Origin of the sequence: Sphingobium sp. AP50 (assembly GCF_900109095.1) — a bacterium.
Taxonomy (GTDB): Bacteria; Pseudomonadota; Alphaproteobacteria; order Sphingomonadales; family Sphingomonadaceae; genus Sphingobium.
Genome location: NZ_FNYZ01000002.1, coordinates 259,787 through 276,430 on the forward strand (window position 1 = coordinate 259,787; position 16,644 = coordinate 276,430).

Below are 16,644 nucleotides of genomic sequence, written 5' to 3' on the forward strand. Positions count from 1 at the left end.
GGGCCCACAACCAGTAGCACATGATGCTTCTGTTTTAAATAAGGACGGCACGGGCATTCTTTCTTTCAACATTTGTTTTTCGTTGCTATGTCGAAACTAGGGGGACAACCGCCTGCCAGCGGAAATCCCCCTAGAGAAGCAGGCAGCGCCCGTTTCCGTGCTCTGACTAGGAGCAGTGCGGGATTACGGCGTTCTCAATCTTTTGACAACCCGGCGCTCTGCTTGCCGTCGGGCAGGAGAAGCATGATGACGAAAACTGCACAAATTCAATGTATTAACAAAACCAACCGTTATAGTGCTCATGACCGCATCTCGCATATTGGCGGCGGCCATCCTCGCCGCTGGAAGCTGACTCAGACGGACGCAATTGCAGCCATCGAGTCGAAGACCTGGCAATTTTATGTCAGTGTCAATGGCAGCACGGTCTGGGTGATTGTCGCAACATCAGTGGCAGGCAATAAATATCTCAAGACGCAGAATGATGGCGAACAGCCGAACAATCTGCTCAGTCTGCCCGAATGTCCTTAAACATAGCATGAAATCAGGGGGCGACCGGTGGAATGCTCCACCGGTCGCCCCATTTGATTCAATCATGCTCCCGCCCGCCAGCGCCCATATAGAGCTCGCTGCCGGTTTGCTTGAAGAGCTTGCTCATTTCTTCCATGCCTTTCAGCGCCGCGGCCTTGCTGGCTTCGGCCACTTCCGCGCCGGTCAGGCCCGCTTCCAGGAAGCCGTCGGCGGACTGGTTCTTCTTTGCGGCGAAATCACGCACTTCCTGCGTGATCTTCATCGAGCAGAATTTGGGGCCGCACATGGAGCAGAAATGTGCGCTCTTCGCCCCTTCAGCCGGGAGCGTCTGGTCGTGATATTTTTCGGCCGTGTCGGGGTCGAGGCTCAGGTTGAACTGGTCGCGCCAGCGGAATTCGAAGCGGGCGCGGCTTAGCGCGTCGTCGCGGACCTGGGCGGCCGGATGGCCCTTGGCAAGGTCAGCCGCGTGGGCGGCGAGCTTGTACGTCACCACGCCGACCTTCACATCGTCGCGGTCGGGCAGGCCCAGATGCTCCTTGGGCGTGACGTAGCAGAGCATCGCCGTGCCATACCAGCCGATCTGCGCCGCGCCGATGCCGCTGGTGATATGGTCATAGCCCGGCGCGATGTCGGTGGTGAGCGGCCCCAGCGTATAGAAGGGCGCTTCGCCGCAGACCTGGAGCTGCTTTTCCATATTCTCCTTGATCTTGTGCATGGGGACATGGCCGGGGCCTTCGATCATCACCTGTACATCCTGTTTCCAGGCGCGGTGGGTCAGTTCGCCCAGCGTGTAGAGTTCGGAGAATTGCGCTTCGTCGTTTGCGTCGGCGATGGAGCCGGGGCGCAGGCCGTCGCCCAAGGAATAGGCGATGTCATAGGCCTTCATGATCTCCGTGATCTCGTCGAAATGCTCGTAGAGGAAGCTCTCCTTGTGGTGCGCCAGGCACCACTTCGCCATGATCGATCCGCCGCGCGAGACGATGCCGGTGACGCGCTTGGCCGCCATCGGGATATAGGCGAGGCGCACGCCGGCATGGATGGTGAAATAGTCGACGCCCTGTTCGGCTTGCTCGATCAGCGTGTCGCGAAACACGTCCCATGTCAGGTCTTCGGCGATGCCGCCGACCTTTTCGAGCGCCTGATAGATGGGGACGGTGCCGATCGGCACGGGCGAGTTGCGGATGATCCATTCGCGCGTGTCGTGGATGTTGCGGCCGGTGGAGAGGTCCATCACCGTGTCGGCGCCCCAGCGGATCGACCAGACCAGCTTGTCGACTTCGGCGGCGACGTCGGAGGCGACCGCCGAATTGCCGATATTGGCGTTGATCTTTACCAGGAAATTGCGGCCGATCGCCATCGGCTCGGATTCCGGGTGGTTGATGTTGGACGGGATGATGGCACGGCCGCGCGCGACTTCATCGCGCACGAATTCGGGCGTCACATAGTCGGGGATCGACGCGCCCCAGCTTTCGCCGTCGCGGACATAGTCTGCGAGGCGGGCGCGGCCGAGATTTTCGCGCTCGGCGACATATTCCATTTCCGGGGTGATGATGCCGCGACGGGCATAATGCATCTGGGAGACGTTCATGCCGGGCCTGGCGCGCAGCGGGCGTTTCACCACGTTCGGGAAGGGCTGGACCCGTCCATTTCTGGATTCCGTCACAGTCGAGACTGTGCCGGTGGCGCTCCGATCCGGCCCCTTCAGGCCATTATCCTCCGGCTTGATCGCGCGGGCATCATAGTCCTCGACATCGCCGCGTTCGACGATCCAGTCGCGGCGCAACTGATGCAGGCCGGCCATGATGTCGATCTGCGCGTCCGGATCGGTATAGGGGCCGGATGTGTCATAGACGCGGACCGGCGGCTCGCCGCTGCCCGGCTCCAGATGGATTTCGCGCATCGCGACGCGGCGGGGGCCGACATGGATTTTCTTCGAGCCCCGAATGGGACCGGTCGTAACGCGCATCTCGGTGCGGGCGGGGACGTCTGCCATATCTTCTCTCTCCTTCAGGCGGAAAGAGAGTGCGGGCGGTGTCACGGGATGAGTGGCACGACGCGCTTCCCTCCCTACGCCAGTGTCAACTGGATCAGGTTCAGCGGGTCGTGGCCACAAAGCCACCTCTCAACCGTCTGCGGACGGTCCCCCGGGGATATGCGCCTTGGATAGCGCAAGCGCGGCGGCAGGGGAAGCCCCTGCCCGCCCAGCATCGGTCAGGCGTTGATCGCTTCGGCGCCCACACGCCAGCGGGCCGCCGCCTGCGCCACGCGATGGCCGAGCGAGCGGGCGGTGGCGCGGTCGCCGGCCTTGGGCGTGACGTCAGGGCTGTCATTGGCGGCTTGGGCCATGGCGCCGATGAAGCTGCCGAGGCGGTTCTCGACCTCGGTCGCGGCGCTTTCATCGTCATTATTGCCGGGATTCTGGCCGGTGCCGATCCAGAGCATGCCATGCTGGGCCGCAAAAAGGGCGAGGCTGGTCAGCGTGTTGAGCTTGTCGCCCGACGGCGAACCGGAGACGGTGAAGGCCGCACCCAGCTTGTCCTTCCATTGCTTGGTGAAATAGACTTTGGCGCTGGCGTCCATGAAAGCCTTCATCGGCGCGGAAACGCTACCCATATAGGTGGGCGAGCCGAAGATGATGGCGTCGGCATCGGCAATGCGATCGAAAAATTCGCCGAAATCGGCCTGGGCGCTGTCGATGCGCAGCAGGTCGGCGGTGGCTCCGCTGTCGGTAACGCCCTGGGCGACGTCACGCGCCAGCACGTCGGTATGGCCGAAGCCGCTATGGTAGACGATGGCGATCTTGCTCATTTGAACTATCCTTGTTGCACGTCATGAGGGTGCAGCCGGCTTGCGAAAGACAAGATGAGGCGATAGGTACTGAAAGTGAAGTACGCACCTTGGAGTAACTACCGATGAGCGCGACAACCAGCACCGTTCCCGCATGGGCCGCACGGGTCGATCCATGCGATGCAGCCTGTCCTTCGCGCGAGATGCTGGATCTGATCGGCGATCGATGGAGCCTGCTGGTCCTGCTGGTGGTGGGGCGCGGTGTGCGCCGCAATGGCGAACTGAAGCGGCATATTGGCGGTATCAGCCAGAAGATGCTGACCCAGACCTTGCGGGCACTGGAAGCGAACGGACTGGTGACGCGGCATGATTTCGCGACTGTGCCACCCCATGTCGAATATGCGCTGACGCCGCTTGGCATGACATTGGGCGACGCGCTGGGGCCGCTGTTCCACTGGATCGAAACCTATCATGGCGCGGTGGTGCAGGCGCGGGGCGACTATGCCGTGCGGCAGGCGGAGGCCGCGTGACATCCGAAATGCCGATCGATCCATCGACCAGAACCGGGCGCAAGGCGTTGCGGCATGAGATGCGCATGGTGGCGGTGCGGCCGCGCCGCTGGGGATTGTGGCTGCTGGCGATCGGCGCGTTGCTGCTGATCGCGCCTTCCGCCTTTGGCCTGCACAGTCTGATGGGCTGGTCGCCGGTCTGGCTGGGGCTGATCGCCTGTATTGCCGCGCTGCCCCTGCTGGTGGCCGGGGCGCTGTTGCGGCGACGATACCGACGCGAGCGGATGATGATGCGGGGGAGTGAACGGACGTGAAGAAAAGGATGATGAGCTTGGTTTCCGCTGCCCTTCTGACCGGCGCAGGCGCGCCCCCTTCCGCCCCGGCTCCTGCTGACGATCCGTTCGTGTGGCTGGAGGACTGGACCGGTCCGCGCGCGATGCAGTGGGTGGAGGCGGAGAATAAGGCGACGCTGGCCGCCTTCCAGAATGATCCGCGCTATGCGGGCTATTATAAGGACGCGCTGGCGATCGCGTCAGCCAAGGACCGGATCGCCATGCCGATGCTGATCCATGGCCGGGTCTATAATTTCTGGCGCGACGCCGATCATCCGCAGGGCATCTGGCGTTATACCTCGCCGACCGACTATGCGACCGACGCGCCGCACTGGACGACGGTGCTGGATCTGGATGCGCTGTCGAAGGCCGAGGGCAAGAAATGGGTGTGGAAGGGCGCCAATATCCTCGATCCGGAGGAAAGACTGGCGCTGCTCAACCTGTCCGACGGTGGCGAGGATGCGGTGACGCTGCGCGAGTTCGACCTCCAGACGGGACAGTTCGTCAAGGGCGGGTTCGACATCCCCAAGTCGAAGCAGAATGAGGGCTGGCTGGACAAGGACAGCATCCTGATCGCGCGCGACTGGGGCGCCGATCAGCAGGGGGGGAGCATGACCAAGTCGGGCTATCCCTTCGTCGTGAAGATATTGAAACGGGGCGAACCGCTGTCGGCCGCGAAGGAGGTCTATCGCGGCGAAGCGAGCGATCAGGTCGGCACCTTCCCGATGATCCTGTCGGACGGGTCGGGCAACCGGGCGGCCTTCCTCTATCGCGGGGTCACCTTCTTCGGCAACGAGACCTATCTGGTGACGGACGGCGCGGTGAAGAAACTGCCGCTGCCGACCAAGAGCCAGTTGCAGGGCATGGTCGAAGGGCAGGTGCTGATCCAGACCAGCGAGGAATGGACGAGCGGCGGCGTGACCGTGCCGAGCGGATCGCTGGCCGCCGTGCCGCTGGCCACGCTGCAATCGGGCGAAGTGTTGAAGCCGCAAATCCTGTTCGCGCCCAATGCGCGCCAGTCGATCGATGGCGTGGCGGCGACCAAGGGCCATGTGATCCTGTCGATCAACGACAATGTGCGCGGGCGGGTGCAGATTTTGACGCCGAGCGCCACGGGCTGGACGAGCAAGCCGGTGACGCTGCCCGACAATGCGACCATCTCCATCGCGAGCGCGAGCGACAAGGACGATAAGGCCTATCTGGCGGTGGCAGGATTCCTGGCGCCGACGACGCTGTGGGCGATGGATGCGGCCGATCCCAGGCCGGTGCAGGTCAAGGCGATGCCCGCGCGTTTCGATGCGGCGGGGCTGGTGGTCGAACAGTTCGAGGCGACGTCCACCGACGGGACGAAAATCCCCTATTTCATCGTCCACAAGAAGGGGATGACGCCCGACGGCAGCACGCCGACGATCATGACCGCCTATGGCGGGTTCGAGGTGCCGATGACGCCCAGCTATGCCGCGATCACCGGCAAGCTGTGGCTGGAGCGGGGCAATAGTTTCGTGCTGGCCAATATTCGCGGTGGCGGCGAGTTCGGCCCGGCCTGGCATGAGGCGGGGCTGAAGACCAGGCGCCAGATCATCTATGATGATTTCGCGGCGGTGGCGCAGGATATCTTTGCGCGCAAACTGTCATCGCCGAAGAAGTTCGGCATCTATGGCGGGTCCAATGGCGGGCTGCTGATGGGGGTGGAGTTCAACCAGCATCCCGACCTGTGGAATGGCGTGGTCATTCAGGTGCCGTTGCTGGACATGATCCGTTATGAACAGATTGCGGCCGGTGCGTCCTGGGTCGATGAATATGGCAGCGTGTCGGTGCCGGCGGAAAAGGCGTTTCTGGAAAAGATTTCGCCCTATGCCAATATCCGCAAAGGGGTGAAATACCCCACGCCCTATATCTGGACCACCACCAAGGACGATCGGGTGGGGCCGCAACATGCCCGCAAATTCGCGGCGCGGCTGAAGGATTATGGCATCCCCTATCATTTCTACGAGGATACGGCCGGGGGCCATTCGGGCGACGCGGATATCGAACAGGGCGCGCGCTTGCAGGCGATGCAGATGGTCTATTTCAGCCAGCGGCTGGAGGGGAAATAGGGGGGGCCTCGTTTGGGAGTGCGCCAGAGGCGCATTTCCAGACAGACTCTCAGCGCCATGATCGCCGATCTACAGACGCGGTAGCCTGATGGCGAATAGGCTTCCCGATATTGCATCGCTGGATTTCAAGACAATGTCGCCATTGTGCAATTGAACCAACTGTTTGACGAGCGCGAGACCGATACCCAGCCCCTCTTGCGTTGCTTTGTTGCCCGACTGCACCTGCGCGAAGAGATCGAAAATCCTCGCCTGCATATCCGCCGGAATGCCTATGCCATTATCGGCAATTTCGATCTCTATCCAATCGTCGCCAGCCAAAAGGGTCAGCCGGATCGCCCCGCCAGACGGCGTATATTTGGCGGCATTGTTGAGCAGATTGCTGACGATCTGTGCGACGCGCGTGTAATCGACCTCCATCCAGATCGGCGTGTCGGGCATAGTGACGGTCAGAGCATGGCCACCCGCGTCGATCGAGGGCTGGCTAGCCTCGATCGCGAAGGTCAGGGCGTCTTGAAGGACGACCCTTTCCTTGTTGAGCGAGATTTTCCCCTGATCGATACGGGCAATGTCGAGCAGATCCTCGACAAGGCGGGAGACATGGCGGACATGGCGGTCCATCTGACTACGGATAGACCGCGCAGCATCTGTCCCCTCGCGCCGTTCGAGCAGGTGCAGCCCGGCGCCAAGCGCCATGATGGGATTGCGCAATTCATGGCCAAGGATCGCCAGAAATTCATTCTTTCGGCGATCCGCGCCCTGCAGCGCCTGTGCGAGCATGGCCAGTTCGTCGCGCTGCGCCACGATCTGCCGACGCTGCTGATAAAGATCGAAGAAGACGTTGGCCTTCGAACGGAGAATATCGGCCTCGATCGGCTTATGGATGAAATCGACAGCCCCCGCTTCATAGCCGCGGAAGCGTCGTTGCAGGTCGGCGCTGCCGGCGGTGAGGAAGATGATCGGGATATGGCGGGCGCGTTCATTGCCGCGCATGAACTCCGCCAGCTCGAACCCGTCCATGCCCGGCATCTGCACATCAAGCAGCGCCAGCGCGACATCATGGACCAGCAGCAGTTCGAGCGCTTCCTCACCGGAGCAGGCCTTGAGGCAATGCAGGCCATCGCGCTGGAGCAGCGCCTCAAGCGCGAGCAGATTTTCCTCCAGATCGTCGACCAGGAGAAAGTGCACGGGTGGGGCTTGGCTGGTCATCGGGCTGTCAGTCCCACAAGATAGGCGAGAATATCGTTGAGCGGCATGATGTGCGCGGTTGGGCAGGCGGCGAGCGCGGCGGCCGGCATGGTCGGCACCTGCGCGGTCGCGGGATCTTCGACGATGATAGTGCCGCCGGCGTCGGCCACAGCACGCACCCCTTCGGCCCCGTCATGATTGGCACCGGTCATGACGATCGCGGCCAGCGCCGGGCCGAAAGCATCGGCGGCGGTTTCGAACAGGACGTCGATCGCGGGACGGGAATGATTGACTGCCTCGTCCGAGGAGAGGGCCAGCGATCGTTCCGCCTCGACCAGCAGATGATAGTCGGAGGGCGCGAAATAGACGGTGCCATTGGCGATCGGTTCCTTGTCCTCCGCCTCCTTGACGCGTAACCGGCAGCGATCCTGGAACAAGGTCACCAGCGCATTGGCGCGATCGGGCGGCACATGGACGACGATCAGGATCGGCACGATCATGTCAGCCGGCAAGGCGGGAAGGATGTGCAGCAGCGCCTGTACGGCACCGGCCGATGCGCCGATCGCGACTGCTTCGATCGGGATCGCGCTCATGCGTCGCGCCTCTGGTAGATTTTCTCTTCCCTCACATAGTCGGAAAAACCATCGGCATGGGCAGAGAAGCGCAGGCTTTCCTTAGATCCGAGGCCAAGAAAGCCCTTGCGCGCAAGCGAGCCGCGGAACAGGCCCAGCGCCCGGTCCTGCAACGGCCGGTCGAAATAGATGAGGACGTTGCGGCAGGAAATGAGATGCATTTCCGCAAAGACCGCGTCGGTCACAAGACTGTGATCGGAGAAGACGACCTGCGCGCGCAGGCTTTTGTCGAACACCGCGCGACCATAATCGGCAGTATAATAGTCCGACAGGGAATTGCGGGCGCCCGATTTCTGGTGATTCTCGGTGAATTTGCGGATTTCGCTGAGCGGGTAGACGCCGGCTTCGGCGGCTTTGAGGGCGTCAGGGTTGATGTCCGTCGCGTAGAAGAGCGTGCGCTGGTCCAGCCCTTCTTCGCGGAACAGGATGGAGAGGGAATAAAGTTCCTCGCCATTGCTGCACCCGGCAACCCAGACCCTGAGCGAGGGATAGGTTTTGAGATGCGGGATCACCTTTTCCCGCAGCGCGCGGAAATAGGAGGGGTCGCGAAACATCTCGCTGACCTGCACGGTCAGATAGTTGAGCAGCCGGGGCAAGGTCGCCGGATCGTGCAGCAACCGATCCTGCATCGCGGAGATGCTGGCGAAGCCGAGTTGCGTGCGTGCCTGCAACACGCGCCGTTTAATCGAGGCGCGGGCATAATGGCGGAAATCATAATGATAGCGCTGGTAGATCGCCTCCAACAGCAGCGCGATCTCGATATCCTCGACGGCGTCTCCCATCAGCGCGGCATCCAGACGCGGACCAGCGACAGCAGTTTGTCGACATCGATCGGCTTGGCCATATAGTCGTTAGCGCCCGCTTCCAGACAACGCTGCTGGTCGTCCGGCATCGCCTTGGCGGTTAGCATGACGATTGACAAATCCTTCCAGCGCGCGTCGCCCCGGATCGCGCGCGTGGCGGTCAGGCCGTCCATCACGGGCATCATCACGTCCATCAGGACCAGGTCGATGCGCTTTGTCGAATCGGCCGACGAAGCGTCCAGCGCATCGATCGCCTCCTGCCCGTTACGAGCGATCTGGACGACCGCGCCGCGCGGTTCCAGTACGCTGGTCAGCGAATAGACATTGCGCACGTCATCCTCGACGATGAGGATACGGCGCCCCTCCAGCGCGGCATCGCGGTGCCGCGCCTTCTGGATCAGCTTGCGCTGTTCGGTCGGCAGTTCGGATACGATCTGGTGCAGGAAGAGCGAGACTTCATCGAGCAGGCGCTCAGGCGACTTGGCGCCCTTGATGATGATCGAACTGGAATAACGGCGCAGCCGCTGCTCGTCGTCGGCGGACAGATCACGGCCGGTATAGACGATCACCGGCGGGAAGCCATGGGTACCATCGCGGCTGAGCGTTTCGAGCAGGCTGTAGCCGGAGGCGTCGGGCAGCGACAGATCCAGCACCATGCAATCATAGGTCTGCTGCCGCAGCTGTTCCAGACATTCCGCCGCGGTACCGACGCCCACGGTTTCGACGTCGCCCGACTGGAGCAGCCTGCCGACGGCATCGCGCTGGACCGCATCATCCTCGACGATAAGGACACGGCGCATCCGGGTCGCGAGCTTCGCCTGCAACCCTGTCAGCACTTCGGCCAGTTGATCGCGCCGCACCGGCTTTACCAGATAGCCGATTGCGCCAAGCGACAGCGCCGTCTGGCTATGGTCGGAGGCGGACACGACATGGATCGGGATATGCCGGGTGTCGTCATCATGCTTCAGCCGGTCGAGCACGGTCAGGCCCGACTGGTCGGGCAGGCCAAGGTCGAGCACGACGGCGCTGGGCCTGAACTTGCGGGCGAGATGAACCGCCTCCTCGGCGGTGCCAGCGACGATGCACTGGAAGCCCATTTCGCGCGACAGGTCGCAAACGATCGAGGCGAAGCTCTGGTCATCCTCGATCACCAGCAGCAGGCGGCGCCCTTCAGCCAGCATGTCGCGATCATCTTCGATCGCCCAGCTGGTGGTCGCCATCTGGCTTGGCGGCTGCGCGGGCGCAGGGGCGGCTTGGGCGATGGTGGGCGGCGCTGTCTCACGCGGCGCGACGGTCGCGGCATCATAGGCGATCGGGATGGTAAGGCTGAACTGGCTGCCCTTGCCCGGCTCGCTCTTCAGGCTGATCCGGCCGCCGAGCAGGCGCGCCAGTTCGCGCGAGATGGAGAGGCCAAGCCCGGTGCCGCCATAGCGCCGGCTGATCGTACCGTCGGCCTGGTGGAAAGCGGCGAAGATGCTGTCCTGCTGTTCGGCGGAAATGCCGATGCCGGTATCGGCCACCTCCAGCGCCAGCCGATCCCCCGCCACCCGCGACAAGGTGAACTGCACGCGGCCACGCTCGGTGAATTTGAAGGCGTTGGAGAGCAGGTTCTTCAGTATCTGCTCCAGCCGCAGCCGGTCGGATTCGAAGACGGCAGGCATGTCTTCGGCGACGACGATGTCGAAGCCCAGCCGGCGTTCGTCGGCGACCGGCTGGAACAGCTGGCGAATATCGCCGACCAGTCGTTGCACCGACAGGGTTTCAGGCTGGATTTCGACATGACCCGCCTCGATCTTCGACAGGTCGAGAATATCGTTGATGAGCGTCAGCAGATCATTGCCGGAGGATTCGATCGTGCGGGCATATTTGACCTGATCGGCGGACAACGTCCCTTCCGGATTGTCGCCCAGCAGCTTGGAAAGGATCAGCAGCGAGTTGAGCGGGGTGCGCAGCTCATGCGACATATTGGCGAGGAAGTCGGACTTATACTGGCTCGCCTGCTCCAGTTCGCGCGCCTTGAGTTGGAGCGAGGCGCCGGCCCGTTCCAACTCATCCCGCTGCGTTTCCAGCGTCTGGGCCTGTTCCTCCAACTGGCTGTTGGTCTGTTCCAGTTCGACCTGCTGCTGTTCCAGCCGAACCTGCGATTCCTTGAGCGCCCGCCCCTGCTCTTCCAGTTCCTCATTGGACACGCGCAGTTCTTCGCTTTGCGCCTGCAATTCGCCCGCCTGTCGCTGGGTTTCCTCCAGCGCATCCTGAAGCTGCGATCGGAAGCGCGCAGAGCGCAAGGCGATGCCGATCGCCGCCGACGCCTGATCGAGCAGGTCCAGGATCCGGCTATCGACCCGGTCGAAGAAGCCCAGTTCCAGCACGGCATTGACGACCTCGTCCGCCTTGGCCGGTACGATGACCAGATGCCGGGGCTTGTCGCGGCCCAAGGCAGAGCCAATGGTCAGATAGCCGTCGGGAATGTCGTGGATCAGCATCGGGCGCCCTTCGGCAGCGACCTGACCCAGCAAGCCTTCCTTGACACCAAAGATAGTCGGCACATCGGCGTCCATCGGCACGCCCATAATGGCGGTACGATGGAAATGGCCGCGTTCTCCCTTGAACACGGCGCCGCCCCGCGCGCCAAGATAGGTGGAGAGAAAAGCCAGGATTGCTTCCGACAGATCCTCGACCGACTTGTCGCCGCGCATCGCGTCAGCCAATCCCATCTGCCCCGCCTGAAGCCAGACCTGCCGCACCCGCGCACGATTGGCCCGCCGCAACAGCATGAAGATGATGATGGTCAGCGCCCAGCCCAGTAAAGCCGACGCCACGCCGCCGGTGATCGCCATGCGCGATGCCGCGTTCATCTCCTCAATGCGAATCTGACGCAGCCGCAATTCCTCTTGCGCCATTGCGCCAAGTTGAGTGCGGATAGCGTCCATTTCGATCTTGCCGCGATCGGTGGTGACGACGGCAAGTGCCGCCTGAAACCCCTGCGTGCGGCGCAGATCGATGGTTTCGCGCAGTTCCGCCAGCTTGGCGTCTATATGACGGCGCAGCCCGACGATATTGGTCTGCTGTGTCGGATTGTCGCGTGTCAGGTCGGTTACGGTTTTCAGCCCATCGCCCACGGCTGTCGTAGCGCTTTTATAGGGATCGAGATAGCTGTCCGCCCCGGTGAGCAGAAAGCCGCGCTGGCCGGTTTCGGCGTCCTGCGTCGCAGACAAGAGATCGTCCAGCGCGATCAGCACCATATGGGTGTGACGGATGGATTCATTGCTGGCGCGCAGTGTCTCAATATTCCGATAAGCGGTAAGGCCGCTGATGAGAAAGAAGAGGAGGCCAAGCGACAGGCCTGCGATCGACCAGATGCGTCCGCCGATACCGGAATTAAGGTTCAAGCTGGTGTCTTTCCTGAAGAGGCAGCCCGGCAGGGGCGCAGCAGAGATAGCGGTTGGTTTCTGGTCATTGCAACGCCTGGACAAGGGCCTGGGCAAAGGCGCCCGCCAGTTCTTCCGGCCGATAGGGCTTGGGCAGGAAAAGGCTACCCGCAGGCAGATCTTCTGCACTCGGACGGACCTTGCCCGATGTGATGACGACAGGGATTGAAGGCCATAAGTGGCGAACGCGCTTTGCCAGGGCCAGACCGTCGCATCTGCCGGGCATATCGATGTCGGTAAAGACCAGATCGACGTCCGGATGCTGGTCCAGAAGGTTCAACGCTTCGTCGCTGTTACCCGCTTCCAGCACGGCATAGCCCTGCTCGGCGGCGATATCGGCCGCGAGCATCCTGATCAGACATTCATCCTCGACGATCAGGATGTGCGCTAATGGCGCGGTTTGGACCAACGACACACAGATCTCCGCATCGGCGCCTTGCGCTCCCCCAACGGATCTGTGAATGCCCCCACTGTCCGATTGAACGACGAGTTCGGGAAACGCTGGCCGCGCCAAAAGTTCCATCAAATGATGACAGCCCGAAAATTATTATGGCATGGGGGTGTGCTCAAGGCCTGCTTACGGCACCGCGCCGCGGCTGGCGGCCATGAGATAGGCGTGACAGGCCTGGGGCAATTCGCGGCGCAATCGGGCGAAATTCTCTTCCGACGACTCGGCCTCCATAACCACCCGGACGGAGCCGCCCAGCAGCGCCGCAAGCATGAAAGCCACGGATGGCCGGTCCGCGATGTGCGCATCGCAGGCGCTGGCGAGCAGCGCATCGATCACCTCCGTCATGCACCGCGCCGCCCGGCTCAACAGTTCAGACAGGTCAAATTCGGCCGCGATGCCGTAGATGGCGCGGGACGCGACCATGTCTGCCATCTTCGCGTCCAGCCAGGCAGCGGCCACGCCATGGGCAATCGTCTTGAGGTCGCCGCCCATCAACTGGGTTGCCGCGTCTTGCATCGCCGTTTCGATCAGATGGAACTGACGCTCGACCAGCGCGAAGAGCAGCGCCTGTTTGTGCGGATAATATTGGTACATCGTCCCCACGGAGACGCCGGCGCGCTCCGCCACTCGCGTCGTGGTCAGGCGCCCGACACCGCCGCTCAGCAAAACCTGAATGGTTGCCAGGTGAATGGCCTCGATCGTGACGGCAGAGCGCGTCTGTTGCGGCGTTTTCCGTGGCTTGAGCAAGGCAGGCGGCGGGCGGTTCATATGCGAATACCAAAGCTGAAGGATCATTCATATCTATGGCGCAGCAATGGTCCTCTGCAAGGAGCTTATGATGAAAACTGTCCTCATCACCGGTTGTTCGACCGGTTTCGGTCGCGACACGGCTATCCATTTCCTCGATCAGGGCTGGCGCGTTGTCGCGACCATGCGCAACCCGGCCGCCAATAGTCTGCCCATGTCGGATCGGCTGATCGTCCTTCAGCTCGATGTCACGAATGCGGACAGTATTGCGGCTGCCATCGCGCAGGCCGGGCCGATCGACGTGCTGGTCAACAATGCCGGTTTCGGCTGGCTGAATGCGGTGGAGGGCACGCCGCTCGACACAGTGCGTGCCCTGTTCGAAACCAATTTGTTCGGTGCGATCGCGATGATGCAGGCGGTTCTGCCCGGCATGCGCGAGCAACGTTCGGGCGTGATCGTCAATGTCAGTTCCAGTTCGCTCTACAAGCCTTTGCCCCTGCTGTCGGCCTATCGCGCCAGCAAGGCGGCGATGAATGCGCTCACCGAATCCGCCGCCCATGAACTGGCGCCATTCGGCATCAGAGTTCGGGTCGTCATGCCCGGCATGGCGCCATCGACCAGTTTCAGTGGCACGGCCCAGGGCCATGTCATGGGCGCCGGCGGCTTTCCTGAAGCCTATGCAGACTATGCACAGGCAACCTTTGCGGCGATGATGCAGGCGGCCAACGGCCCGGTCACCGTGGGGCAGGATGTCGCGGACGCAATCTTCCGCGCGGCGACCGATGCCGACTGTCCGGCCGTGCTGCCCGCCGGTGCCGATGCCGTCGCCTGGGCAAAGGGGGAATGACCGCACAGGAGCCCGGCCCCATGTCGTCCCGAAACCGCTATTATTCCGGTCCCGCCTCCCCCCATTTTGATGGGCATCGTTTCATGAACCCCGCCGGGGAACCGGAGACGGACCGGTCGCTGCGCGATATTCTGCGCTGGTATCGCACGGCGCCAAAAAATCCATGGCCCAGCGCCGTACCGGTGTCCCCCATCGTTCCGGCCGAACGGGTGGAAGGGTTGTGCATCACCATGGTCGGCCATGCCACTCTGCTGATCCAGACGGGCAGGCTCAACATCCTGACCGATCCGGTCTGGTCCGACCGTGCCAGTCCGATCGCCTTTGCCGGGCCACGTCGCGTGAACCCTCCGGGCATAAGGATGGCCGATCTGCCGCCCATCGATGCCATCCTGCTGTCCCATAATCATTATGATCATCTGGACCTCTCGACTTTGAAGGATCTTCAGGCGCGGCATCGTCCACAGATCATCACCCCGCTGGGTAATGACAGCATCATTCGCCACCACATTCCCGACGCCCGCGTCGACACGGGGGATTGGTTCGATCGTTTCGACATCGCCCCGGCGGCCGAAGTGCATATCGTGCCGGCGCTGCACTGGTCGTCCCGTGGTGCCCGCGACCGGCGCATGGCCCTGTGGGGCGGCTTCATGCTCCGGGCCTCTGGCAGGACAATCTATTTCGCTGGCGACACAGGCTATGGCACCGGCGCGATCTTTCGCGACCTGCGCGCACGCTTTGGGCCGGTCGATGTCGCCATCCTCCCGATCGGCGCCTATGCGCCGCGCTGGTTCATGGCGGCACAGCATGCCGACCCCGACGACGCCATCCAGATCATGCTGGACTTGGAAGCGCGGGCGGCGATCGGCATGCATTGGGGAACGTTCAAGCTGACGGATGAACCCTGGGACGAGCCTGCGCAGCGTCTGACCGCAGGTTTGTGCGCACGCAACATCGATGCGGCCAGATTCATCTCCATGCAACCCGCAGAACAGGCCGACTTCACATGAGGATCGTCATTCTACCTCTAATCGGTCGTTCGATGGCCGAAACAGGCCTTCGCTCTATAGCCCGAATGCGCTCAGCCCCGGATGATCGTCAGGCCGGCGCCCCTGCGTCCAGTGGAATTTGCGCTCCGCCGCTCTGATCGGTGCGTCGTTGATGCAGGCAAGGCGTCTGCGCATCAGTCCGCTCTCGTCAAACTCCCAATTCTCGTTGCCATAGGACCGGAGCCAGTTGCCGCTGTCGTCATGCCATTCATAGGCGAAACGCACCGCGATGCGGTTGTCGGCAAAGCCCATAATTCCTTGATCAGCCGATAATCCAGTTCGCGCTACCATTTGCGGGTGAGGAAGGTGATGATCACGGAGCGGCCATTGATGAACTCGGCACGGTTCCGCCACTGGCTGAGCGGCGTATAAGCCATGGCGGCCCTGGCCGGATCGCGGCTGTTCCAGCCATCCTCGGCCAGGCGTACCTTCTTGGTCGTGCTCTCCAAAGTGAAAGGCGGCAGGGGTGGTCTGATATCATCCATCATGCATCTCCCGATTTGGCGAGGCGATCCTGCAACGCTCTGTTTTCGGCTTCCAGTTGCGCCAGCCGTTCATGCAGCGGCCGGACCGCCTGTTCGATTTCTCGCTCGGTGAAGCGCGGCGTAATATGTTGCGGGCAATTCCAGTCGAACGCCTCCAGCCGCAGCCGGAATATGCGTTCGGCCCGCGCCTTATACGCCTTGTCCATGACAAGATCGGTGAGCGCCGGATCAGCATCGATTGCCAGCTTCTCGACATGGGTATAGATTTTCAGCCGCGCCCGCCGGGGATAATCCATCAGGATCAGGCAGGCCCGGTCGTTCGCGGCCAGGCGGGACATTGGTACGATAGTCATAGAAAAGGTCGAGCTGGATATCCTTGTTGCCCGGCCGGTCGAGCAAGGCCTGGTCCTGAACCCAGTGATCGGGGCTGATGCGCGACACGTCCCGCACACCATCGGTATATTGGAATTTGGTGGCGTCGAGGCCGACGAGCCATGCCTGTGCGTCCCGATCCTTCGCCGATCCGCTCTTCCAATAAGCCTTGACCGTATCCCAGAAGGCGCCGAGTCCTTCCCTCTTCGGTCAGTTTCACCGAGCGCGTGGTCCGTGTCAGCAACCGCACGCCGATATCCTCCTCCAGCGAGGAGATCCCCCGCGCGACTGTCGGCGGGCTCATATGCAGTTGCCGCGCAGCTTCGGCAAAACCGCCGGTTTCCGCCACGCGGACGCATATCTTCATGGCCTGCCAGCGGTCCAATGCTACACTCC

General features: G+C 62.3%; 14 protein-coding genes, 4 pseudogenes and 1 riboswitch. Of the genes and pseudogenes, 6 read left to right on the top strand and 12 right to left on the bottom strand.

Annotated elements, in window-relative coordinates; translation table 11 throughout:
• Positions 1 to 243: 243 nt before the first annotated feature.
• Positions 244 to 528, top strand: a complete 285-nt coding sequence (locus tag BMY84_RS07170) for a DUF3892 domain-containing protein (RefSeq protein WP_256215119.1) — start codon at positions 244 to 246, stop codon at positions 526 to 528.
• A 58-nt stretch (positions 529 to 586) separates the two neighbouring features.
• Here BMY84_RS07170 and thiC read toward each other — a convergent pair whose 3' ends face one another.
• Together thiC and BMY84_RS07180 are read right to left on the bottom strand one after the other, a co-directional pair.
• On the bottom strand, positions 587 to 2,521 hold the full coding sequence (thiC, locus tag BMY84_RS07175; RefSeq protein ID WP_093082387.1) for a phosphomethylpyrimidine synthase ThiC: 1,935 nt from the start codon (positions 2,519 to 2,521) through the stop codon (positions 587 to 589).
• A 55-nt stretch (positions 2,522 to 2,576) separates the two neighbouring features.
• Positions 2,577 to 2,684, bottom strand: a riboswitch (TPP riboswitch).
• Between the two features lie 55 nt (positions 2,685 to 2,739).
• Positions 2,740 to 3,336, bottom strand: coding sequence for a flavodoxin family protein (locus BMY84_RS07180; protein WP_093082389.1), 597 nt, complete (start codon positions 3,334 to 3,336; stop codon positions 2,740 to 2,742).
• Positions 3,337 to 3,440: 104 nt separating this feature from the next.
• Here BMY84_RS07180 and BMY84_RS07185 point away from each other — a divergent pair, with 104 nt between their 5' ends.
• From BMY84_RS07185 to BMY84_RS07195, 3 genes are read left to right on the top strand one after another with little or no spacing between them, the layout of a single operon-like run.
• Positions 3,441 to 3,845: a winged helix-turn-helix transcriptional regulator gene (locus BMY84_RS07185; RefSeq protein ID WP_093082392.1), complete on the top strand. Its 405-nt coding sequence runs from the start codon at positions 3,441 to 3,443 to the stop codon at positions 3,843 to 3,845.
• Positions 3,846 to 3,853: 8 nt separating this feature from the next.
• Positions 3,854 to 4,138, top strand: coding sequence for a hypothetical protein (locus BMY84_RS07190; RefSeq protein ID WP_093082750.1), 285 nt, complete (start codon positions 3,854 to 3,856; stop codon positions 4,136 to 4,138).
• Positions 4,139 to 4,146: 8 nt separating this feature from the next.
• Entirely contained in the window at positions 4,147 to 6,252 is a 2,106-nt protein-coding gene (locus BMY84_RS07195; RefSeq protein ID WP_093082394.1) for a prolyl oligopeptidase family serine peptidase, read from the top strand.
• A gap of 69 nt (positions 6,253 to 6,321) precedes the next feature.
• On the opposite strand, the gene BMY84_RS07200 is transcribed toward BMY84_RS07195, so the two are convergent.
• The 6 genes from BMY84_RS07200 to BMY84_RS07225 form a co-directional block, all read right to left on the bottom strand.
• Complete coding sequence (locus tag BMY84_RS07200) at positions 6,322 to 7,458, bottom strand: hybrid sensor histidine kinase/response regulator (RefSeq protein WP_093082397.1); 1,137 nt, start codon at positions 7,456 to 7,458, stop codon at positions 6,322 to 6,324.
• On the bottom strand, positions 7,455 to 8,030 hold the full coding sequence (locus tag BMY84_RS07205; protein WP_093082399.1) for a chemotaxis protein CheB: 576 nt from the start codon (positions 8,028 to 8,030) through the stop codon (positions 7,455 to 7,457). The genes BMY84_RS07200 and BMY84_RS07205 overlap by 4 nt, the downstream gene beginning before the upstream one ends.
• Complete coding sequence (locus BMY84_RS07210; RefSeq protein WP_093082403.1) at positions 8,027 to 8,851, bottom strand: CheR family methyltransferase; 825 nt, start codon at positions 8,849 to 8,851, stop codon at positions 8,027 to 8,029. Before BMY84_RS07210 ends, BMY84_RS07205 begins: the two co-directional genes overlap by 4 nt.
• A complete protein-coding gene (locus BMY84_RS07215) occupies positions 8,851 to 12,261 on the bottom strand; it encodes a response regulator (RefSeq protein WP_256215121.1) in 3,411 nt (1,136 codons plus the stop codon). The genes BMY84_RS07210 and BMY84_RS07215 overlap by 1 nt, the downstream gene beginning before the upstream one ends.
• Positions 12,262 to 12,325: 64 nt before the next feature.
• On the bottom strand, positions 12,326 to 12,823 hold the full coding sequence (locus tag BMY84_RS07220; RefSeq protein WP_177203933.1) for a response regulator: 498 nt from the start codon (positions 12,821 to 12,823) through the stop codon (positions 12,326 to 12,328).
• Between the two features lie 54 nt (positions 12,824 to 12,877).
• Positions 12,878 to 13,546: a TetR/AcrR family transcriptional regulator gene (locus tag BMY84_RS07225; RefSeq protein WP_177203934.1), complete on the bottom strand. Its 669-nt coding sequence runs from the start codon at positions 13,544 to 13,546 to the stop codon at positions 12,878 to 12,880.
• 40 nt (positions 13,547 to 13,586) lie between these two features.
• On the opposite strand from BMY84_RS07225, the gene BMY84_RS07230 reads away from it, so the two are divergent.
• Together BMY84_RS07230 and BMY84_RS07235 are read left to right on the top strand one after the other, a co-directional pair.
• On the top strand, positions 13,587 to 14,345 hold the full coding sequence (locus BMY84_RS07230; RefSeq protein ID WP_256215123.1) for an SDR family oxidoreductase: 759 nt from the start codon (positions 13,587 to 13,589) through the stop codon (positions 14,343 to 14,345).
• Between the two features lie 20 nt (positions 14,346 to 14,365).
• Positions 14,366 to 15,352, top strand: coding sequence for an MBL fold metallo-hydrolase (locus tag BMY84_RS07235; RefSeq protein WP_093082764.1), 987 nt, complete (start codon positions 14,366 to 14,368; stop codon positions 15,350 to 15,352).
• A gap of 54 nt (positions 15,353 to 15,406) precedes the next feature.
• Here the strand turns inward: BMY84_RS07235 and BMY84_RS07240 are convergent.
• The 4 pseudogenes from BMY84_RS07240 to BMY84_RS07255 form a co-directional block, all read right to left on the bottom strand.
• A pseudogene (locus tag BMY84_RS07240) lies at positions 15,407 to 15,876 on the bottom strand (DUF1348 family protein).
• Positions 15,876 to 16,208, bottom strand: a pseudogene (locus BMY84_RS07245) (pyridoxamine 5-phosphate oxidase); the annotation flags it as partial. The pseudogenes BMY84_RS07240 and BMY84_RS07245, both read right to left, overlap by 1 nt.
• Positions 16,207 to 16,449: pseudogene (locus tag BMY84_RS30390) on the bottom strand (alpha/beta hydrolase); the annotation flags it as partial. The pseudogenes BMY84_RS30390 and BMY84_RS07245, both read right to left, overlap by 2 nt.
• A pseudogene (locus tag BMY84_RS07255) lies at positions 16,445 to 16,615 on the bottom strand (LysR family transcriptional regulator); the annotation flags it as partial. The pseudogenes BMY84_RS30390 and BMY84_RS07255, both read right to left, overlap by 5 nt.
• Positions 16,616 to 16,644: the final 29 nt, after the last annotated feature.